We start from the raw sequence: 20,647 nt of genomic DNA, 5'->3' as shown, positions 1-20,647 counted from the left end.
GGATGATGCGCGGGACGTCTTCATCTCGGGAGACCTGCTGCTCGTGGCGGCGGGCCCGGCCGGCTTGCAGGTGCGCGACCTGACGCATCCTCAGCTGAAGCTGCTGGGCTTCGTGGCGCTTCCTGGCGGGGCCAACGCCGTCTCGGCGGTGGGGCAGCGAGCCCTCGTGGCGTGCAGCGAGTCTGGAGCGGAGCTCGCGGTGGTGGATCTGTCGCGGCCCGAGGAGCCCCGGCTGGTGTCGCTGCTGTCGCATGCGCCCGCCCGGCAGGATCTGCTGGCCAGGACGGGGCTGGGCTCGGTGGGCGTCTCGGGCAACCTGGCGCTGGCGACCGCCCAGCTCGTCAATGCGGACAACCAGGGCGTGAAGGGCATGATGTCCGTGTCCCGCATCGACCCGGATGGCAAGGCGCTCACGCTGGTCCGCGCCAACCTGCCGTACCTCTCGGAGTCGGCGGTGCGCAGGGGTGGGGCGGACGTGGTGCCCTCGGTGGGCGGCGCGGTGACGATGGTCGGCAACCAGCTGGCCCACTACGCGCTGCAGCAGTTCGTGGTCGCGTCCGTGAATCCGGTGGATGGCGCTCGCCAGGTGCCTGTCGATCCCGCGGAGCCGGACGTGGCTGATCGCCTGCGCATCGAGGTGGAGCTGTCCGAAGCGCCGTCGGCGGCCAGCCTGCCCGGGGCGGTGGTGCTGCGCTCGGGGGACCCGGTGATCGGGCCTCCGGTCGCCGTCAATGTGACGATCGACGGCCGCATCCTTCGCGTCACGCCGACCGGCCCGCTGGCGGTCGCGACCGACTACTTCCTCAGGGTGGAGTCCACGCTGGCCTCCGCCACCACCGGCAACGAGCTGGACGAGCCCTTCGTCTCCCGGTTCAGCACGCGCCGGGTGAACGCGAAGCCGCCGGTCGTGTCCAGCGTGAGCCCTTCCTCGGGTCCGCTGGATGGCGGAACCCTGGTGACGGTGTCCGGATCCGGCTTCAAGACGGGCGCGCGGGTCTACTTCTCCGACAAGGAGGCGGTGGGTGGAGTGACCGTTGCCACCGATGGGCTGACCCTCCAGACGCGCACTCCTGCGCAGGTCGAGGGTGCCGCCACGGTCACGGTGGTCAACCCGGATGGCCTCGACGGCACGCTGTACGGCGGCTTCCTGTTCCTGAAGGTGCTGGAGCTGAACTTCGTGGTGCCGGCCACCGGCCCGGTCGCGGGCGGCAACACGGTGGAGCTGCTCGGCGGAGGCTTCCAGCGCGGCGCCAAGGTGACGGTAGGCACCCAGGAGCTGGCCGCGAATCAGGTGCGAGTGCTGTCTCCGGGCCGGCTCCAGGTGACGATGCCCGAGGGCACCCTGGGGCCCGTGGACATCGCCGTGCAGAACCCGGACGAGCGGCGCGTGGTGGCGCCGGGGGCGTACCTGTACTCGGATCTGTCGGTCTCGTCCGTGGTGACCCGCCACGTGCCGTCGGTGGATGGCCCGGACCGTCCTCTCCAGCGGCTGCCCATGATGCTGCCCGTGAAGGTGGCACTCTCGGGTGACAAGGCGTGGGTGCTGTCGCCAGCGGTGGTGGCGACGTCCGCGAGGGACATCACCGAGCTCGAGACGAGGAGCACACGCGGCGCGCTGTCCAAGGTGGACGTGAGCGACCCGACGCAGGCCCATGTGGTGGGCGGCGTGGATCTGCCGCCTCCGTACAATCCCGTGGCCCTCGTGCTCCAGGGGACGCGGGCCTATGTGGCGGTGAACGGCCCGGACCTGCCGTTCATCGACATGCTGGGCGAGGGCGTGCCGTCGCTGATGGTCATCAACACGGTCCCGGCCCAGCCCGCCATCGTCGCGACGGTGCCCGGTGTGGGGCAGGCCAAGGGCCTGGCGGTGGCGGGAGACCTGGCGCTGATGGCGGCGGGGCAGGGCGGCGTGGTGCGCTTCTCGCTGCAGGATCCGGATCGCCCGATGCTGCTCGGCGCGGTAAAGGACTTCCGTTTCAATGGAGTGGAGAAGCAGCCCTCCATCCTCGATGTGCAGGTGTCTGGCCGCTACGCGGTGCTCCTGGCGGAGCTGGGGCTCGAGCGCAGGCTGCTGGTGGTCGACCTGGCGTTGCCGGATCTGCGGGTGGTGGGTGAGCTCGCCTCGAGCGCGGAGGATGTGGCGCTGTATGCCCGCCGGGGCTTGTCGGTGTCCAACAACGCCCTGCGCACGCTGTCGATCTCGCCCGCGACGCGTCCCCACCTGCCGGCGGCGGTGACTCCGCTGGTGAATGGAATGAAGTTCTCGGTCGGGGCCGCGGCGCCGCAGCTCGGCGCGGTGGCGGGCTATACGAGCTCGGCGCTGGTGCAGGTGCTGGTCAACTCGGATCCGGCTCGGCCGCTCTCCGTGGATGCCGTGGACCTGTACCCGGCCACCCGGCTGTCCGATGTGGCCGTGGGCGGGGATGTGGTGGTGGCGGCCATCAAGGAGACCGTGTCGCAGGCGAACGGGCCCGTGGTGAGACACGCCCTCTCCGTGGTGGGGCTGCCCTTCCCGGTGGTGACGGCCAGTGTCCCCGCGGATGGGGCCGAGGGAGTCCTGGTGGGCCAGCCCATCCAGATCTTCTTGAGCAGGGCCATCAAGACCGAAGACATCAAGGCTGCCAACGTGAAGCTGGTGCCGCTGAACGGCAGCGCGGTGGGCGTGGAGGTGCCCTACACCTGGTCGTTCGCCGCGTGCACGACCGAGTGTCCGACCCCCACCTCCTACAAGCTCACGCTCACGCCGACGGGGGCGCTGACCCCGAACACGGCCTACCAGGTTCGAATCCAGGGGCTGCGCGCCGAGGCGGATTCGGTGTCCATGCAGGGGGCCTTCCTGGCGGAGTTCACCACGGCCACCGACGCCATGTCGGTCCCCGTGACCCTCTCCCGGCTGCTCCCGAGTCAGGGGCCCTCGGCGGGTGGCAATGACATCGTCCTGGAGGGAACCGGCTTCCTGGACGGCATGATGGAGGTGCGCTTCAACAACGTCCCGGCTCAGGTGCTCTCCACAGGCCTGGGTGGCATGAGCGCCACCGTGAGGGTTCCGGCGTCGGCTCAGGGTGGCCCGGCCACCGTTACAGTCATTGGCAAGGGAGGCGTGCGCGTCGACCGCGTGGGCGCATACCTCTATGTGGATCCGATCCGCATCGATGAGGTGACTCCGTCGCGAGGGCCCAGCACGGGCGGCACATCGGTGCTCATCTCGGGCGCGGGCTTCGTGCCCGACGGCGACGTGAATGTGAAGTTCGGTGACAAGGACGCGCTGCAGGCGCGGGTGCTCGGGCTGGGGCTCATCCAGGCCACTACTCCTCCCGGAGTCCGGGGGACGGTGGACGTGACGGTCAGCTACCCGTCGCAGCCGGGCCTGTCGGCCACGCTGGCGGATGGCTTCACGTTCGACCAGCCCTCGGACTCGTCCGTGACGCTGGGGCATGCGCTGCGCGATGCGGTGGTGTGGGGCGACGTGGCCTACGTGGTCGGCGGCTCGACGCTGGAGGTGGTGAGCCTCTCCGGTCTCCATCGCTTCATAGAAGGCAGTCCCGCCATTTCCGACGAGGACCGGCTCCGGCTGGTGGACGTGAACAAGGACGGCACCGATGACCGGATCATCGCGCGCCTGATGCTGCCGGGTGAGGCCACCTCCATCACCCTCCCGCCCAGCGAGGAAGGCGCCATGTACGTGGGCCTCGTCTCCCGGCGGGACGAGGACGGAAACGCAACGGCGGGCGCGGTGGCGAAGGTGAATGTGGATCTGGCGCATCCGGAGAGGATCCTGGCGCTCAATCCGCAGGTGCAGGCCGTCCCGGCGGGCTCGAACGGAGTGTATGGCGTGGATGTACGCGGGCACCGACTGCTCGCGGCGGCGGCGGCCAGCGGGCTGCGCTCCTTCGACGTCTCGGTGGAGCCGTTCCCGGTGCACGCCGCGGCGGTGAGTCCGGGGGCGCAGACCGTGGCCGTGTCGGACGCTCGCGCCGTGCTTGGCACGGGGACGCGAGGCAACGACTTCCGCGTGGGCTCGGGCGCGCTCCAGGTCTGGTCGGTGGAGCATGCGCCGACCCAGACGAGCGTGTTGCCGGAGGCCATCGCCGCGCAGCGCATCCGCCTGCTCGACAACGTGGCCGTGGTGGCCGCGGGCGCCGAGGGGTTGGTGCTGGTGGACGTGTCCGAACCCCAGCCTGAGCGGATTGCCTCCGTGGATGTGAAGGGCTTCGCCTGGGATGTGCGCCTGGCCGGGAAGCTGGCCTATGTGGCCGCGGGTGCGGCAGGCGTGGCGGTGGTGGACCTGAGCGATCTGCTCAACCCGACGCTGCTGTACCACGTCACCGGCACCCAGGTGGGGGAGACGCGCGCGGTGGCGTTCGGCGACGGGCGGCTGCTGAGCATGCGGGATCGAGGAAACGTGCGTGGCTGGTCGCTGGACTTCGGAGATCCTTCGGAGCTCTCCGTCATCCGGACGAACGTGGCCGAGGGCGAGCTGGTTCCGCTGGATCTGCCGGACGTCACGATCTTCCTGTCGACGATCATCAACGCGGCGACGGCCCAGGCGGCCTTCTCCATCACCACGGAGGCGGGCGTCGCCGTGCCGGGGACCCTGGAGGCGGGCAGCCCCAGCACTCCGACGAGCACGATCGTCTTCGAGCCTTCGCAGCCGTTGCCCGCTGGCGAGAAGCTCACGGTCTCGCTCTCCACAGCGCTCGAGACGTTTGATGGCAAGGGCGAGCTCATCGCGCCGTTCTCGCTCTCGTTCCGGACAGCGGCGCTTCCGGGCGTACGGCCGACGATCTCCCAGGTGGTGCCGCGCGTGGGCTCCATCGCGGGGGACAGCATCGTCGAGGTGCTGGGCAGCCGCTTCGAGCAGGGTGTGGAGGTGCGGATCGGTGGAGCGCTTGCGCCGGTGTTGGCGTTCTCGCCCACGCGGCTGACGGTGCTGACGCCTGAAGGAGAGGTGGGCCTGGCGGACGTGGAGATCATCCAGCCGTCGGGGCTGTCCGCGCGCCAGCCGGGTGGCTACCTGTACGTGGCGCCGCTGTACGCCAGCAGCGCCACGCCGCGCTTCCTCAACCCGCGCGGCGGCAGCGTGATCACCGTCACCGGTGACGGCTTCCTTCCCGAGTGGGCCGATGCGCTGGGGTCCACGCGCGTGCTGGTGCGAGGCCTGCCCGCCACGAACGTGCGGGTGAAGTCCTTCAACGAGCTGGTGGCGGTGGCTCCGCCGGGCTCGTTCGGCGCGGCCGATGTGACCGTGGTCTCGCCGGACGGCATCTCGCGAGGCACCGCTCCGAGCGAGGTGGGTTACGGCCTGCCGTTCCTGGGTGAGGAGCGGACGGTCGCGACGGCGCCTCGCGCGCTGGTGGCCAATCCGTCCAGCCCGCTGCAGGTGTTCTCGGCGGCTGGTGCCAGCGGCAACGGCAACAAGTTCACCAAGACTTACCGGGGGGGCTACTACACCCAGCAGGGCACGATCCCGGTGTCCTACCGCACCGTCTCGTACGACGCGACCAAGCCGGGTGAGCCGCGCACCTCCGTGAGCTGGATGGTGAATCCGGAGGATGAGCTGGTGGACCGCTTCTTCGCGGTCCGGCTCGGCATGCTGCCGCCCACGGAACTGCCGGACATCGAGGTCATGCCGGACTCGCTCGACGTGGCCATGAGGGACGGTCGGATCTACCTGGCCAGCGGCGAGAGCGGCCTCGTCCTTCTGAATCCCTCCAGCCCTCCGACCGAGGTGCTGGGCCAGGCCTCGTTTGGAGCGGGAGGGGGCATGCTGGCCACGCGCGTGGTGCCCACGCAGACCGGGGCCTGGCTGCTCGGGACGACGCTCTCCAAGGAGCCGGCGGCGCAGTGCCAGGGCGGAAGCCTGCCCGCCTATGGCACCGCTGGCACCATCGCCCTGTTCGACACGCGCGTCCCGCAGGATCCGGTTCGCATTGGCGAGCTGATGAGCGGTACCGATGTCTTCGGTGCCGCTCTGGCGGATGGTCGTGCCTTCGTGGTGACGGGCGCGCACGAGGGTATCTACTTCTGTCCTCCGCAGACGGGGGACCCGCGCGCCCTGCCGCCACCTCCGCAGAGCTCGCTCACCGGCCATGCGCAGGGAGATCAGGCCCATGTCGCCAAGGGGGCCACGCCCTCGGGCAAGCTGATCATCTACAGCTCGGCCAGCCCCGGAGCCATGGTCGAGGGGGAGATCTCCTATCCCTACACCCTCACGGACGTGGTGGTGGTGCGGGGCGTGGCCATCGTGGCGGCCGCGGAGTTCGGCCTGCTCTTCGTGGATGTGTCCAACCCGTCCGATCCGAAGAAGCTCGACTCGTTGTCGATCCCCTTCGACACGACGCTCTCCAACGTGCCGGGCCACCCGCAGCGGCTGCGCCTGCTCGGCGACATGCTCTTCGTGGCCGCGGCCGATGGCGGCGTGGTGCTGGTGGACGTGTCGGATCCTCGAGACCCGAAGCGCGTCAGCGGTGGCAACCCGGAGCGCGCCTGGGACATGGTGGCGGTGAAGGATCGGTTGCTGCTGGCCGGCCGCGATCGGGTGACCGAGCTGTCCGTGCCGTTCCTGTACGTGACGGGCTACAGCCCCGCGCGCGAGTCGCTGGTGCCTCCCGAGAACGTGGAGCTGGCGGTGCGCTTCAACCGTCCCCTGCACGCGCCGAGCTTCACGGACACCAGCGTGCAGCTGCTGGGGCCGGGTGACACGGCGGTGGACGTGGAGCTCGAGATCTCCGACTCGCAGCTGGTGGTCCGCCCCGATGACCCGCTCGTGCCCGGCACGGCCTATCGCCTGGTGGTGAGCACGACCGTGACGGATCAGCGGGGCGGAGCGCTCCTCATTCCGTTCGAGCTCGAGTTCGAGACGGCGGCGGCGGGCAGTCGCGTCCCGGAGCCGCAGGCCGTCTCGCAGTCCATGGTCTCCCGGGCTGGCGGTGCGGTCATCACCGTGACGGGCAAGGGCTTCACGGGCACCTCGCATGTACGCGTGGGGGGAGTGGAGGCCGCCTTCCAGCTGGCCGCCGCGCCTGACACCGACACGAGCATGAGCGTCACCGTGCCGGCGGCGGCTCAAGCGGGGCCCGCCGATCTCGAGGTGGAGAACCAGGGTGGGCCTCGGGGCGTGTTGCCGGCGGCTCTCCTCTACCTGGACCCGCTGGTAGGCGCGAATGTCTCCATCTCGCCGGACCATGGGCCCGTGAGCGGGGGCACGCGGGTGTCGTTGACGGTGCCTGGAAAGCGCGTGCTGGCGCCGGGGACGCAGGTCCGGATTGGCAACGCGAACGCCCTCGATGTGGACATCCGCGATCTGTCGTCACTGCGCTTCACGACGCCGGCAGTGGCGCAGGCCATGCTGGCTCCGGTGGAGCTGGTGCGGCCGGGGGAGCCCGCGGTGCAGGTGGGCGTGTTTGCGTACGACATGCCCGTGGGCACCACGATGGATCTGCCGGGCTTCCCGCCGAGGGTCGCGTCGGAGCTCCGTTTGCAGGGGGACACGCTCTACGTGGGTGTCTCCAACACCGGCTACACAGGCCTGGAGATCTTCGATGTGAAGATCGAGGAGCGGCCCATTCGCCTGGGCGGCATGCGCACCGAGACGCCCGTGCGCGGACTGGATGTCTCCGGCTCGCTGGCGTTCCTGGCCATCGACGCGCAAGGCCTGGCGGTGGTGGATGTGTCCAACAGCGCGACTCCTTTCGAGGCGGGCCGGGCGTCCACGTCGGGTCTGGCCACGGGTGTGCGAGTGGAGGGCCAGGACGCCTATGTCAGCGTGACGGAGTCGACGGGCGGACCGGGAGCCATCCGGCGCTTCAGCATCGTAGGCCCGCGGGTGGCACCGGCGCAGGCCTGGCCGCTGGACGCGGACACGGACGCGCTGGCGCTGGACCTCGGGCCGACGCGCTTCTACGCGCTCACCTCTCGGGTGACGGAGAACACGGGAGATGGCCTGTCCCTCTCCATCTATGACCGCGAGGACCCGGCGCTCGCGCTTCGGGGCCGCATCAGCATCCAGTCGGGCTTCCAGCCCTACGAGAAGCTCGTGGCGAGCCGCCTGCTGGTGCGTGGCGGTCGAGCCTACGTGACGGTGGGGAACAAGCTGTATGTGTACGATCTGAGCAACGAGGCCCAGCCCCAGCTGGTGCTGTCGACGGACCTGGGGGCTCCCGCCGCGGGCCTGACCTTCGTGGGCGGCGCGTTGCTGGCCGCCACCTCGGGGAGCGCCACGGTCATCGAGGTGCCCCCGACGGACCTGGTGGTCGTGGAGCTCGACCCGAAGCCGGGCAGCCTCGCGCACAGCAATACGATCATCCAGGCACGCTTCACCCTGCCGGTGAAGAAGGAGTCGGTGAAGGCGGAGACCTTCCAGGTCAGCACCTTCGATGGGCAGACCTGGCATGCGGTGGCGGGCGAGTATGACGTGGTGTTCGCCGTCCGCGGCTCCACGGCCATCTTCCAGCCCACGGGTGGCCTGCCGCCAGGGCAGCAGGTGCGGGTGAAGATCACCCAAGGCGTGGAGGGGTTCGATACCCGGACCCTCGTCGCGCCCGTGGAGGCCATCTTCTTCGTCGCGCCTGGCACGAACGCGGAGCAGCCGAAGATCACCAGCATCGTGCCTGCCTCTGGACTGGCGACCGCGAGCACCGCGGTCGAGATCCAGGGCGCGGGCTTCCGGCAGGAGACGACGGTGAAGGTGGGCGGCCAGGCCGCGACCGTGGAGTCTCGGACGTGCCCGAATCAGCAGCCGTCGTGCACGGCCCTGCAGGTGACGGTGCCTCCGTCCCTGCTCTCGGCCGCCGGGCCCGCGCTGGTGGAGGTGATCGACACGCCCTCCGGGCTGTCCGACCAGCGCGTGGGCGGGTTCTTCTACCGCGATCCATTGAACCTGCTGACGCTGTCTCCTACCCAGTCGCCGCAGCAGGGCGGTGGGTACCTCACCCTCAAGGGCAAGGGCTTCATGCCCGGGATGAAGGTGTTCTTCGACCAGACCGCTTCCTTCGAGGTCCGCGTGACTTCCACGGAGGATGCGGTGGCGAAGATTCCTCCGCACGGCCCGGGGTTGGTGGATGTGAGGGTGGAGCTGGCGGGCCAGGTGGTGACCCGCGAGGACGCCTTCCTCTACGGCGCGGGCGCGGTGGCCAGGCTGCCCACGCTGCCCGTGGCCCACGCGATCGTGGACAACGGGGTGGTGTATGCGGCGCTGGGCGGGGAGACGGCCATCGTGGGCCAGGATGGCACTGTCTACAGTGCGTCGCGTGCCACCTCCCAGGGCGGGCTGCTCATCGCGTCGCTCTCCGAGCTGCCCACGATCCGCGAGGAGAAGACGCTCACCTTCACGGCGCAGGGCGGTGCACGGCGGCTCGCCAAGGCGGGCAACCTGCTCTACATGGCGGCGGGCAAGGCGGGAGTGAAGATCTGGGACGTGTCGCTCCCGGCGGCGCCGAGCGAGAAGCCGTCGCTTTCCGTCACCAACGCCGCGGTCGACGTGGTGGTGAAGGACAACCTGCTGTTCGTCGCGGATGGAGAGGGCGTCTCTCTGTACCGGCTGGGGGAGACGTCTTCGCCGCTGCTGATGAGCAAGCGGGCGCTGCCGGGCGGGGCGGGGGCGCTGGCGCTGCATGGCAAGTACCTGCTGGCGGCGGACCTCCACGCAACGACGCCTCGCGTCCACGTGCTGGACGCGACGAAGGGAACACTCCCGGAGGTGAGCTCGGTCTCGGTGATCGCCCCGGCTCGCCACCTCACGTCGAAGGGGACTCGCGCGTATGCCTCGCTGGGCGCGGCGAAGCAGGTCGCGATCATCGATCTGTCGGATCCAGAGGAAGAGGGCCTGTCGCTGGACGGTCAGCTGGTCCTGACGCATCCGCAGAACAGCAGCTGGATGTCCGCCGAGCAGACGTGGGTGGGCGAGGGGGTGGCCTACGTGGCCGCCGGAGGTGGCAAGGTGCAGCGCTTCGAGCTGCCCGCGCCGGACACGCAAGCGGTCGCGCTCGAGAGCGCCCAGGTGGTAGGGGATGCCAGGACGCTGGTGTTCGCGGACAACTACCTCCTGGTAGGCACGCTGCTTCTGGACGTGGGCAATCGGCAGGTGGAACTGCCGCTCCAGCAGGAGTCGGACAAGAGCGGGGAGCTGGCAGGCACGCTGACTTCGGTGCGCCTGGATCACCTCGAGCTGATTGGCACCACGCCCGCGAGCAACGACAAGGTCCCCGTGGACACCACGGTACGGGTGCATGTCTCGGCGCTTCCGGACAGCAACACGCTCGGAGAGGTGACGCTGGCGCTGGATGACGGGACGAGTGCTCCGGTGAACGTGGCCCGCCGTGCGGAGTCGACGCCGGATGGCGCGGATGTGGTGCTCGAGCCCTACGCGCCGCTGACCGTGGCCACGGGCTACCGGCTCCGGGTGGGTCAGAACCTGGCGGACCTGGAGGGAGGAAAGCTGGGGGTGGATGTGGATGTTCACTTCGCCACCGCCTCTACTTCGACGGTCGAGCGCCCGATCTTCGAGAGCGTCACTCCGGCCTTTGGCCTTACCCAGGGCGGTGACACGGTGACGGTGCGCGGCGAGCACTTCCTGCCCAACGCCCGGGTGTTCGTCGGAGGCAACGAGGCGGCCGTGCAGACCGTGGAGGCTGACGGTCGCACCCTGAGCATCGTGGTGCCGCCGGGAGTCGAGGGGCCCGCGGCGATCGAAGTGGTGAACGTGGGTGGCCTGTCCGACCTGCGGCTGGGCGCCTACCGGTACCTGCCGGCGCCGGTGGTCAGCCAGGTGACACCGAGCACGGCGGCCTTCAACAGCCAGGAGTTCGTCACCCTCCAGGGGGCGGGCTTCTTCGGAGACACGCTGGTGACATTCGGCGGCAGGCCCGCGTCCAGCGTGGAGCTGCTGTCCTCTGGGGCGCTGCGGGTGAAGGTGCCCAGGGACGTCACCGGCCCGGTGACGGTGGCCGTCGCGACGCCCACGTCGAACGGGCCGCATATCGACGAGTGGGAGGGGACCTTCACCTTCACGCTCGAGCAGCTGGGAGTGCCTGGCCAGGGAGCCGAGGCATTCGCGAAGATGGGCTCCGTCCTGTTGCTGGCGAAGAGTGGCAAGCTGACCGCGCTGGACATGTCCCAGCCGGACAGCCCAGACGAGCTTGGCTCGTTGGCTCAGGGTGTCCCGCTCCAGGCCACGGCGATGGCGGTGAGCGGCAACGTGGCGTACCTCGCGGCCTCGGGCATCGTCGCGCGCTACGATCTGGAGAGCTGTGTCACGGGGGCGAGCGTGGACTGCGAGCCCCAGAAGATCGATCACGCGATCCTGTCGTCCGGTGGGACGCCGATCTCGATCGTGGCCACATCGGGCACGGCCTACGTGGCCTTCAGCAACAGCCGCGAGGTGGCGATCCTGGGCCGGGTGGCGGGCGAATTCCGGGTGGTGGCACGCACGTACCTGTCGGCAGGCACCATCCGCGCCATGCAGCGCGTGGGGAGCGCGCTGGCCATCCTGGTGGATCTCGGCACGAGGTCCCGCGTGGAGCTGTTCCGCCTCGATGAGGCTGCGCTCAATCAGATCGGAGTGTTGGACAATCAGCCGGCGCCGGCGTACGCGATGGCCGCGGATGGCAACCGGCTGCTGCTCGGCGTCAACCATGGGGTTCGCCTGGTGGACGCGACGGACCCTTGCGGTCCCCAATTGGTGGGGAGCTGGGACTCGAGCGATGTGAACAACAAAGCCCAGGATGTGGCGCTGTCCGGCCCCTGGGCCTGGGTGGGAGGCAGGAACCGGCTGTCGCTGGTGGACACCACTGCTACGCCAGGGTTCATGGAGCGGACGTGGGCGGTGCCTCCCTCTACGAGCCAGCAGGTGGTGATGGTGGGTGGCGCCGCGGCGTCGATCAGCACGACTCAGACGCGGGTATTCAACCTGCCGTACCCCGTGACGGTGCGCTCGGTGCCACTGCCGGGTGGGGTGCTGCCGCTCAACGGTACGGTCTCGGTGACGCGACCGGTCCGAGAGGTGCAACTGCCTCAGGGGAGTACCTTCACCCTGCGAGACCTGGCTGGGCAGGAGGTGCTCGGGACCGCGGACACGTCAGGCTACACGCTGACCTTCACCCCGCAGTCGGCGCTGACGCCGCACGAGCGCTACGAGGCCGAGGTGTCTCTTGCGCCCATGCCCTACGTCGGGGGCGCGCTGATGGGGCCGTGGCGCTTCCCGGTGGTAGGCGGCGAGGTGGTCTCGGAGCTCTCGGTGTCCACCCTCCTGCCGGACCACGGCGGGCTCGCGGGCGGCACGCTCGTGGACATCACTGGCAACAACCTGGAGACGGTATCCGAGGTGCGCTTTGGCACTCGAGCGGCCGAACTGGTGGAGCCGTCTGCCGCCTCGCTGGTGCGCGTGCGGACCCCTGCTTCGGACACGGCCGGCCCCGTCACCGTGAAGCTGATTTCCGGGCAGGGACAGCCCCTGCAGGTGCCGGGCGCGTTCGTCTACGTGGCACCGCTCACGGTGACGAACATCTCGCCGACGCAGGTGGACTACTTGTCGGGCGGCACCGTCACCCTCACGGGCACCGGCTTCATGGATGGCATGACGGTCAACGTGGACGGAGCTCCCGCCGCGGTGAGCGCGATGAGCAGCAGTACGCTGAGCTTCAACGTTCCCGCGGGCCCGCAGGGCGACGTGACGGTGATGCTGGTGAAGGCGGGTACCGCCCCGGTGGTGTTGGATCATCACGTGAGTCGCGTGGATGCCCGGCCGCCCACTGTGGTGGCATGGGATCCTCCGACGGTTGTGGGTGGCCAGAGCGTGCCACGCAATGCGCAGTTCACGGTCCACTTCAGCGAGCCCATCAAGGTGGAGAGCGCCGCCCAGGCGCGTCTGAAGCGCGAGGCTACGAATACGGACGTGGGAGCGATGGTGACGGTGGCGCCCAACGGCCTGAGCCTGAGCCTGGTGCCCAGCACCCTGCTGGTCTCCACCACTCGTTACGTGCTGAGCGTGGAGGGCGTCACCGATCTGGTCGGCAATGCCATCACCGGGACCGCGGGACGGGCGACGTTCCGCACGGTGGACGTCACGAAGCCGCAGGTGAGCCTGGTGGTGCGGAGCTCTGGCGCGGTGGTCGAGACGGGACAGCAGTTCACCGTGGAAGTTCCCTGGACCTTCGAGGTGAAGGCGACGGATGACTCGGGCAGCATCCATCTGCGAGAGCTGTACGTGGACGGAAGCCTGGCGAACGGCAGCAATGGTGTCTTCACGCACCAGTGGCCCTCCACGGCGGTGAACAACAACCCGCATGAGCTCCTGGCGGTAGCCGAGGATGCGGCGGGGAACAGGGAACAGATCCTGGTGTCGGTGCAGCTGGTGAACAACCTGCCGCCCACGGTGACCTTCGAGCAGCCGGCACAGTCCGCGATCGAGAAGGAGGAGGGCGAGGAGCTGTTCGTGCGGATCGCCGCGCAGGACACGACGACGCTGAGCCTGGTGGAACTGCGGCTGGATGGTGCTTCGATCAAGCGCGCCACCAGTCAGCCCGCTTCCTCCGTGATGGAGCACACCCTGCGGATGAAGCAGGTTGGCGCGTCCCCCGAGGTGCATCTGCTTACCGCGTTGGCCACGGACAGCGGCGGCCTGACGGGCAGCGCCGAGCATCCTGTGATGGTCACCATCAAGCCAGATGCCACACCGCCAGCGGTCTCCCTCCTGGCTCCCGTGCAGGGGGCCCGCGTTCCCGCCGGTGCGCCGGTGGAGGTGCGGGTGCTGGCCACGGACACCAACCCGGTGCGGTCGGTGGTGGTCACGATCGACGGCGAGGAGTTCACCCTGACGCAGGCGCCCTGGACGGTGCAGTGGACCCCGCCAGCCGTCACGACGGAGCGCACGGTGGTCGTGACCGCGCGCGCCACGGATGCGCGGAACAACGAGCAGACGTCGGCCCCCCTGTCGTTCATCGTGGAGCCCGCGACACCGCCCGTGGCACGCATCGTGTCCCCGAACTCTGGTGCCAGTTACGAGGAAGGCAAGCCCATCGACGTGACCCTGGACGTGGTGTCGGTGAGGGGCATCCGGAAGGTGAGTGTGTTCCTCGGCGACAACGAAGTGGTACTGAGACAGCCGCAGTGGAAGCACACCTTCACGGCGCCCGCGGTGGGCCCCGAGGGCGGGTATGTGATGCTGCGCGCGGTCGCGGAGGACGTGTCCGGCGCGTTCAGCTCCGTGTCCCAGCGGCAGCTCAAGATCACGAACGGCTCCACCTCGGCACCGACGCTCACCGTGGCGACGGTGCCCGAAGGCCCGGTGTTCGCTGGCGGCTCCAGCCTGGCGGTTCAGGCCTCTGCCAGCACCGGGGCAACCGTGAAGCAAGAGCTCCGCGTGGGTTCTCAGCCCGTCGCGGTGGCCTCGACGGGGGGCTATGTGCTGCCCACAGGCCCGGAGGCCGCCGAGGTGCGGCTGTCCGTGAACGCCTCGAGCCTGGGCGGTACGGTCGCACACCAGGTGTCCGGCCAGCTGGCGGTGTTCGCCGAGGGGCCCGCCACGCGTCAGCCGCTGGATGGCGCTGCTGGGGTGGTGGATCTGGCGCTTCAGGGTGATCGGTTGCTGGTGCTGAGGGATGACGGTGGGGGGCGTGCCTTGGTGGAGGCTCGCTTGCGCGCCGATGCGTCCCTGGTGACCAGGCAGGAGCTGGCCGAGGAGGGAGCCCCCGCCGCGATCTCCTTCGTGGGAGATCGCGTGGCGGTCGCGCTGCGCGTGGCCGGGGCAGGGGCGCTGGAACTGCTCACGGAGCAGCTCTCGTCCCTGGGACGAGTGGCGCTGCGCCGCGAGCCGACGGCGATGGCTTCGTTCCGCGGCGGCGTCGTGATCGGCACGGACGAGGGCATCGAGGTTCGCAACCAGGACGGCGTGCTGCTGTCGCGCCAGTTCATCGGAGCGGTGACCTCTCTCTCCGTGCACGGGGACTGGCTCTACGCCCTCGCGGGTGGACGCCTGGTGGCGGTGGACCTGTCGGTGCCGCCAGCCCCGAAGGTGCTTCCCGCCACGGCCGTGACGGGGGCGGGAGTGGTGACTTCCCTCGGGGCGGATCGGGTCTGCGTCGCCGGAACGAGCGTGAGCTGTTTCACGCGGGGCAGCAACGCGCTGACCCCTGCGGGGAACAAGGCGCTCCCTTCGACGGCCGTCTCCATACGGGCGCTCGGCCCCTGGTTGTTGGTGGGCAGCAATGAGGGGCTGCTGGTGCTGGATGCTCGCGAGGAGCCTCGCATCGCTGGACGCTTCCCGGAGGTGAAGGGAAGAGCCGTGGCCGCGGGTGGGACAGTGCTGGCGGTGAAGGAGCAGGAGCTGTCGCGCCTGAAGCTGGCGCGGGGGCCGGGCGCGCCGGTGGTGACTCTGTCGCTGCCGCCGGCGGCAGCCCCTGGGACGCGGGTGTCGCTGGTGGCAACCGTGACGGACGGGGGAGATCCGCTCAATGCGTATACCTCCGAGCTGTCGGTGGATGGCCGCATCGTGGAGGTGCTCGACGGCGCATTGCCCACGTCGGTGGACCTGCCGCTGACGGGGAGCTCCGCGCAGGTGATGTTGCGAGTGCGTGACCTGGCGGGCAACGTCGGGACGGCGCAGCAGACGGTGTCGCTCGAGGGCGACAGTCCACTCCCGGAGCTGCTCTCACTGGAGGTTCCCAGTCCGGTCCTGGAGGGCACGGAGTTCTGGATCCGGCCGAAGGCGATGAACCCGACGCTCGTGTCCTCCATCGAAGTGAGTGTCGACGGGGCAGCCCCCATCCGGTTCAGCGGCCCCGCATGGGCTGGCCTGGTCGAGGCTCCCGCCACTACCGAGGACAGGGACATCGTCGTCACGGCGGTGGCGATCGATGGGCAGAACCGGCGGAGCCTGGTGAAGACGGCGCAGCTGAGGGTGCTCGACGATACGACCGATGCCCCGGAGGTCTTGACGCTGGCGGCCCTGCAGTCGGGCGCGATCCTGGAGGGCACGAGGGTGGATGTGGTCGCCACGACCAACCCTGGGACGGTGCGCGAGATCCGCTTCTTCGTGAATCAGGTCGAGCAGCAGCGAGTCTCGACGTCGCCGTATCAGGCCACGCTGCTGATGCCGCTGATCGGCGGCTCGTCCAGCGTGCTCGTGGAGGCCGTGGCGGTGGACGAGGCGGGCCGCAAGTCGTCCCCCGTGTCCATGACGATCAGCCTCGCGGATGATGGCACCGCGCCCGTCCTGACGGGCCCGAACCTCTTTGCCCTGGAGCCGGCCGCGGGCCGCGTCGCCGCGGGCTCGTGGCTTGTGTCGACCGCGACGGTGACGGACGCGAGCGGCCTGGCGTTCCTCCAGCAGAAGCTGATGGTCGGCACTCAAGAGGTGGCGAGAGGCGGAGCGCGCTTCCAATACACGGTGCCTCTCTCCACGGAGGTGGGCACGAAGCTCGAGCTGGTGGTTACGGCGAGGGACCGGGCAGGCAATACCGCGACGGCCACGGTGGCGAGCTGGCGGGTGGTTCGCCCGGTGGTGTCACCCGCGGGGCAGGTATTTGCCGCCCAGTTCGCGGGGGCGGAGCAGCTTGCCGTGCAGGGGGACCGGGTGTTTGTCCGGACCGCGACAGGCTTCTCCATCGGCGCTCTCACGCGCGGAGATACGCCGTCGCTCACGCATCTGGGGAGCTATGTGGGCTCCGAGCGGCCACTCTCCATGGCCGTGGCGGGGGACCTCGTGGTGCTGGCCTACGGGGCCACGGGGGCGGATGTCATCGATGTCTCCGTGCCCGCGCAGCCAAGGTACGTGGGCCATGCGAACGGTGACTTCGGGCGACTGGTCGCGCACGCGGGCAAGGTGTACGCCTCGGCCGCGACTCAGGTCGACCCGCCCGTGCAGCTCAACCTCTCCGAGCCCGCGCATCCCACGGCGGCGTCGGTCACTACGGCGAATTCCATCCTGCTGGCGGCTCACGCGGATGGCGTCACGTGGCTCCAGAGCAATGACGTCATGCACCAGTATCGGCAGGATCCGGGAGTGGGGACACTCTCGACGTGGACACACGACGTGCCCGCGCCCAAGGTCACCGTGGCCGTGGAGCGGGACAGCGACAGGCTGTTCCTGGTGACGAACAGCACACTGGAGATCTACCAACCGGGCGTCACCGCGCCGCTCGCCAGCCTCACGGTTCCGGGACGGCTGGTGCGGGTTGCTCGCGGGCTCGCCTACGTGCTGTGCGCCGATGGGCGGCTGCGGGTAGCGGACGTGAGCGAGCCCACGCGTGCGGCGTGGGTGGCGTCGGAGGCCCTGGATGGCCAGGACCTGGCCATCACCGGGGGCCTGTTGCTGGCCGCAACCCCAGCGGGCGTGGAGGTGCGAGGACTGCCGCCGCCGGAAGGAGCCACGGACACGCCAGCCGTTGCAGGGGCGCTCAATGCACTCACCGAGTATCGCGGAGGCGTCCTGGTGGCCGCGGGGGACAAGAACTTCAAGTATCTGGATCTTTCGGTTCCCACCGAGGCGCGGCTGCATCATCAGGTCACCACCGGTTCGGCTCAGGCCCGACAGGCGGAGCTCGTGGGCCGGCATCTGTACTTCCTCTCCGGCACGAGGATGCTGCGCGGATTGGATGATGCCGATGGCTCCTTCTCTCTGTTGACCACCTCCCTGGGTGAGCTCTCGAGCCTCACCACGATCACGCGCTTCGCCGTCTCCCAGCGACGGTTGTGGGCGATCGATGGCGGCAAGCTCTTCAGCCTCACGGTGCCGGACAATGCCAACCTGACGTCCTTGCTGCTGTCCGCTGGAGCGGTGGACGTCTCCGGCGACGAGACGCACGCGGCGGTGGCGCATGGGGCGGGCGGGTGGAGCCTCTTCGGCATGGATGTCACGGGCATTCCGCGGCGGCTGGCGACCTTCCAGTCCGCGCCCGTGAACGCGCTGGCGATGGACAGCGAGTTGCTGGTGACGGCCTCTTCTCTGTCTCCCAGCCAGAACAGCTTCACGACGTGGAGCCTTGGCGAGGCGGGAGCGACCGAGCGCGCGACGGTGGCGACGGCAGGGGCCGTGGTGCGGATGCGGCTCCAGGGCCGTCTGGCCGTGCTGAGCGAGGGAAGCCATGGCGTGCAGCTCTTCGATGTGAGCAACCCGGATGCACCCCTGCTGGTGGCCAGCTTCTCGGCAGGCAATGCGGTGGACGCCCTGGTGCGCGGCTCCGAGGTGGTCATCGCGGATGCCACCGGGGGCTTGCGCCGCTTCCCGTTGCCGAGCACGGCGGCCTTCCCGACCATCCGGATTGCCGCGCCCGCGGATGGGACGGAGGTCCGTGCGGGTGACAGCTTCCTGCTGGCAGGTATCGCGGGGGGCCTGGATCTGGATGCGGCCGAGCTGTTGGTGGACGACCGGGTGGTCGGTCAGGTGGACGATCGCGAGCTGAGAGCCGTGCCTCAGGTGCCCATGGGCGCCACCCCGGGTGGAGAGCTGAAGCTGCAGCTCAGAGTACGCACCGCCCAGGGCGGGACGGCGCTGTCCTCGCCGGTGCGGATCCGGGTGACGCCAACGGCGGCGGCCAACCCCACGATCTCGTTCTCCGGTATCACTGAGACCACGACGTTGCTCTCGGGAGATGCCAGGAATGTGACGGTGAACTTGCAGTCCAGCACCATTGCTCCGGCGCGTGTGACACTGCGGTTGGATGACCAGGTGCTGGGCGAGCTGTTCCCGGAGAAGGGGGCTACCAGCGCCGTGTTCCACGTGCTCATCCCCGCCCGGGCCGTGACAGGACCTGCGACGCTCAGGGCGGACCTCATCGATGGAGTGGGCCGCACGGCGTCCGCGTCCTTGACGTTGACCCATAGGGCACTGCCGGAGTTGCCGAACCCGCCGTCGGGCCTGCCCTCGAAGCTGTACGCCCTCCCGTATCAGAATTGTATCCGCTCCCAGTACTCGCATTCGCAGGGGCCGTTCACCCTGTCACTGCTGGTCGATGGGGAGATCGCGGCGACACAGGAAGTCAGCAACGTGACCACCTCCGTCATCACCCTGGAGCACTGCCTGGTGCTGCCAGAGCCTGGGGTGCAGCTCACGCTCCAGCTCGTGGTGAGTGATCCGCTGGGACGTTCGAAGAGCACGCCGGTGACGACGTATACCGTGATGGACGAGTCACCCCAGGTAACGCTCGTCGCAGGGGACTACGTGATCGCGGGGCAGTCGATCGTGCTCTCGGGCATGGTGTCAGCGGCGGGGGCTCCGGTGTCGTGGGCAAAGTTCCTGTACCAGCCCAATGGGGCATCCGCTGAGACGCTCATCTACCAGTACAACCCGCCGCCCAATGGGACTCTCTTCTACTCTCCGAGCTTTACTGTCCCCTCCGCGGGAAGTCCGCTCAGGCTGATCCTGAGGGCCGTGGACCAGGCTGGAGTCAACAGCATGGACTTCCGGGATGCGCGGATACTGCCAGCCGGAACGGGAACCACCTGCGCGCAGCCGCTGCCGCTGGAGCCAGGCAAGGCGGGAATTCCGATGCACGCGCTGACCTCTCCGCCGGTCACCTGTGGCGGAGGTGGCGGAGGTGGCTACGGGGCATGGTTGTCGCTGCCCTTCGACGGCCCTGTGAAGTCGCTCACGGTCTCCACCAAGGAGACGGTGGTGGTGTGGGACACATGCGGGACACTGCAGCTTTGCCAGGGCGGGCAGACGACACCGAGAATCGTGACGACCGGGCCGTTGTCGGCGGACTCTCGCCTGCTCATTCGTAGGGCTTCCTCCACCCCGACCTTCAGTGATGTGGTCCTGCTGTCGGCGGAGCTCGACGCAGGGGCGAAGTGCGAGCCGGCCTCCACTGCCTTTGTGTGCAAGGACAGCTTCTGCGCACCGGCCGAGCCGGGCGTCAATCGGTGTCGGCGCGCGGCTTGTGGTGACGGCGTGAACAATGGAGACGGGGACTCCGTGTGGGACTTCCCGGCGGATCCGGGCTGCACCTCGCTCGTTGACGACGACGAGACGGATCCGGCCACGCCGCCTGCCTGTGCCAACAACGTGGATGACGACAACGACGGCTACACGGACTGGCCGGACGACCCGATCTGCGTGAGCGCGAGCGCAAACTCCGAGCTCGGTGGCAATGGCGAGACCTGCGCGGCTCGCGCTGAACTCCTCACGGAGACGGTTGCCGTGTCGTTGGTCGGCGCGTCTTCCGACGAGACCCTCACGTGCGGGGAGCCCGTCTCGGGCAGGGGAGACCGTATCTATGCCCTGCGCGTTCCTGGAGCCGGGGCCTACTACTTGGAAGCCACCTATGCGGATATCGCGGTGAGAAGCTCGTGTTCGGACTCCTCGGAGGAGGTCTGCTCGCCGGTCGGCTTTGAAGGTGGAATCCGATACCCGGCTGGGATCTGGCAGTTCTTCCCAGAAGAAGGGACCTACTACGTCCTGGTCAGCGGTACCGAGGATGCTTCGCTGCAAGTCACGGGCGAGCTCGACTACAACGCGAAGTGCGATCCGGCGAGACCCTGGTTCGCCTGCGTAAGCCCGCAGGTCTGTATGCAGGTCGGCACAGAGACACGGTGCTCTGAGCAGCCCAGCATGGACGCCGAGAAGAAGGACTCAAACGCAAGCAAGCGTCCCCCTGAGGCGCCGAACTTCACGAGTCCTTCGAACGAGGCTTCGTTCTCGGGAGGTGGGCGGTGA

At 69.2% G+C, this 20,647-nt stretch carries 1 protein-coding gene (cut by a window edge); it reads left to right on the top strand.

Features of this window, described 5'->3' with window-relative positions; genetic code table 11:
- On the top strand, positions 1-20,647 hold the 3' portion of the coding sequence (locus tag KY572_RS11680) for an Ig-like domain-containing protein (RefSeq protein ID WP_224242911.1). It extends 9,140 nt beyond the left edge of the window; 20,647 of the gene's 29,787 nt are visible here — the last part of the coding sequence; its start codon lies beyond the left edge, outside the window; the stop codon is at positions 20,645-20,647.

It is taken from the genome of Hyalangium gracile, assembly GCF_020103725.1.
Taxonomy (GTDB): Bacteria; Myxococcota; Myxococcia; order Myxococcales; family Myxococcaceae; genus Hyalangium; species Hyalangium gracile.
This window is presented reverse-complemented; position numbering and strand designations above follow the sequence as displayed.